Genomic DNA, 2791 nt, shown 5'->3' on the forward strand with positions numbered 1-2791 from the left:
CGCCGGGGGTGGGGGATCAGTGGCCGACGACGACGATCTGGGCGTTGCCGTCGTCGTCCGCGGAGAGCGAGACCTGGCTGCCCTTGGCGAGGGTGGTGCCGATGCCGGCCACCGGGCGGAACCCGGTCCAGCTCGTGTCGGCGTTGCGGACGCGGTGGTAGATGCCGTCGTCGCCGCCGACGATCAGCAGCTGGGCGCTGCCGTCCGGGTGGGCGTCGATGGCGACGTCCTTGCCCGCGGCCGGGGTGGTGGTGTCCATGCCGTTGACGGGCTGGAACCCGGTCCACGTCGTGTCGGCGTTGCGGATCTGGTGGTAGACCTTGTCGTCCCAGCCGACGATGACGACCTGCACGCGGCCGTCGGCCATGCCGGTGACGGCGACCCGCTTGGCCTTGGCCGGGGTGGTGGTGCCGTTCCCGGCGAGCGCCCGGAACGGGGTCCAGTCGACGCCGGTGCGCACGCGGTGGTAGGCGACGTCGTCCGCGCCGACGATCACGAGGTGGGCGCTGCCGTCGGGCAGGGTGTCGATGGCGACGTCCTTGCCGGCCGCGGGGAGGGTGGTGTCCATGCCGTTGACCGGCTGGAACCCGGTCCAGTTGCCGTCGGGGGTGCGGGTCTGGTGGTAGACCTTGTCGTCCCAGCCGATGATCACGACCTGGGCGCTGCCGTCGGGCCCGGCGGTGACGGCGACCCGCTTGCCCTTGGCGGGGGTGGTGGTGCCGTTGCCCGACAGGGGCTGGAACCCGGTCCAGGTGGTGTCGGCGTTGCGGATCTGGTGGTAGACGACGTCGTCCGCGCCGATGATGACGGTGTGGGCGCTGCCGTCCGGGGCGGTGGCGACGGCCACGTCCTTGGCGTCGGCCGGCGCGTCGGTGTCGTACCCGGACATGGGCTGGAAGCCGGTCCAGGTCGTGTCGGCGTTGCGGATCTGGTGGTACATCGGGTCGGCCGCGTCGGTGGGCGGTGCGGCTTCGACCAGGTGGTCGTAGCGGATGGGGACGTACTGGGCGGCCTGGGCGGCGGTCCAGGTCCGCTCGACCGTGCGGGAGCCGTCGGGGCCGGCCTGTTCGCGCACCACCGGCATGGTCTTCGCGGCGTCGGCCCAGCGCACGAACAGCGCGACGTGCGAGTCCCAGTCGTTGAGCGCGTCGCCCGGCTGGAGGTCGGCGCGGGGGATCTCGTGGGAGACGTTCTCCAGGATGAAGGTGGTGTAGCTGTACCGGACGCCCCACGCCATGGACACGAAGCCGGAGCAGTCGGCGCGGTACTCGCCGTGGACGTTGCGGTAGCAGTTGTTCTGGCTGTACGGGACGCCTTCGTTGATCCAGGTCTGGGACCGGGCGAGGATCTCGGCGCGGGTGGTGCGGAGGTGGTTGGGTCTGATCTCGCAGGTCAACTGGATCGAGATGTCGTCCTGCGCGAGGGCCGGGCCGGCGGGGGCGAGCAGGGTGCCGCCGGTGACGGCGGCGGCGAGGAGGATCCCGCGCAGGGTCGGGCCGGTGCGGTGCGACATGGTGCGTTCCCTTCCGGGGGTCATCGGGTCAGGCGCGGGTGGCGCCTGGCGTCGAGGTGGGTGTGGTGCGGGACGAGCCCGTGGGTGGCGCCGGCGCCGGGGAGCTGTGCGAAGACCCAGCAGGCGGTGCGGTCGGCGTCGGCCCATTCGTGGAACAGCGCCACGTGGGCGCCGGTGTCGACGAGGAGGTCGCCGGCCAGGAGGTCGGTGACGGTGATCGGGAGGCTGATCGTGGTGAGGCCCGTGAGGTCGAGCCCGCCGCGGTGGTCGGGCGGGATGCCGGGCAGTCCCCAGGCCATGCAGGCGTAGCCGGTGTCGTCGGCCCGGTAGATGCCGTGCTCGTTCTGGTGGAACCGGGTGGTGCTGAACGGCACGGGCGGGCACAGCCAGCTCTCCGCACGGGTGACGATCTCGCCCCGGGTGGTTCGCGGTGTGGCGTCCGGGCGTGGTGTCCGTGCGGTGGACATCGTGTTCACCTCGCTTCCGGTGTCGGTTTCGGTGACAACCGGAAGCTTGGTGATCAGACCTGCACATCTGCTCCAAGCGGTGTGCAGGTGCGGCCGGCGGACCTGGAAGTTTCCTCTAGGTGCGCTGTTGTGCCAGGTCGCGGACGGTGTCGCGCCACCGCTGCGGTGTGGTGGCGGCGAGTTCCCGCTCCTCCCGCGCCCCGGTGCCGCGCAGCAGGTCGCGTGCGGCGGCCCAGTGCTCGTCCTGTCGGGCGGGGTCGGCGGCGGCCAGGTCGCGCAGGGTGCGGGCGCGCCAGACCGGCAGGTCGAGTTCGGTCCACAGGTCCAGCGCGGTGGTCAGGTGCTCGCGGGCGGTGTCGAGGTCGCCGCGGGCGAGGTGGAGTTCGCCGAGGGTGCGGGTGACGAGGGCGACGCCGAACCGGTCGCGGCCGCGTTCGCACACCGTGAGGCAGTCGGCGAGGGTGGCGGCGAGGTCGGTGGTCTCGGGCAGGCGCAGGCGGGCCTTGGCCCACGCCTGTCGGGCGTAGGTCGCGCCCAGTTCGTCGCCGAGGGCCAGGAGCGCGCCGGCGGCGCGGTCGCCGGCCTCGGCGGCCTCCCGGTACCGGCCGAGGGCGCGGTGGCACAGGCTCAGGCCGCGCACGGCGAGGGCTTCGCCGCGCGGGTCGTCGGCGGCGGCGTACCGGCGGGCGGCGGTGCGGAACCGGTCCGCGGCGTCGGCGAGGTCGCCGTGGTCGCGCAGCAGGGAGCCCAGGCCGTAGTCGGCGGGGGGGGGGCGCCGGGGGGGGGGGCGGGGGGCGGGCGGGCGCGGGGC

The 2791-nt window shown here is 73.7% G+C and carries 3 protein-coding genes; all 3 read right to left on the reverse strand.

The window, feature by feature from the left end; all coding sequences use genetic code 11:
• Positions 1–16: 16 nt before the first annotated feature.
• Complete coding sequence (locus tag ACFXGA_RS26340; RefSeq protein ID WP_378092166.1) at positions 17–1513, reverse strand: hypothetical protein; 1497 nt, start codon at positions 1511–1513, stop codon at positions 17–19.
• Positions 1514–1533: 20 nt separating this feature from the next.
• Positions 1534–1980: a hypothetical protein gene (locus ACFXGA_RS26345; protein WP_378092168.1), complete on the reverse strand. Its 447-nt coding sequence runs from the start codon at positions 1978–1980 to the stop codon at positions 1534–1536.
• A 115-nt stretch (positions 1981–2095) separates the two neighbouring features.
• Positions 2096–2791, reverse strand: a 696-nt coding sequence (locus ACFXGA_RS26350; protein WP_378092170.1) for a tetratricopeptide repeat protein, incomplete at its 5' end; no start/stop codon positions are given.

The organism is Actinosynnema sp. NPDC059335 (assembly GCF_042752395.1).
Classification (GTDB): domain Bacteria; phylum Actinomycetota; class Actinomycetes; order Mycobacteriales; family Pseudonocardiaceae; genus Actinosynnema.

Excerpts from the sequence above, each read along its gene's own strand:
- ACFXGA_RS26345 (WP_378092168.1), bottom strand. The coding sequence starts at position 1,980 with ATGTCCACCGCACGGACACCACGCCCGGACGCCACACCGCGAACCACC.
- ACFXGA_RS26340 (WP_378092166.1), bottom strand. The coding sequence starts at position 1,513 with ATGTCGCACCGCACCGGCCCGACCCTGCGCGGGATCCTCCTCGCCGCC.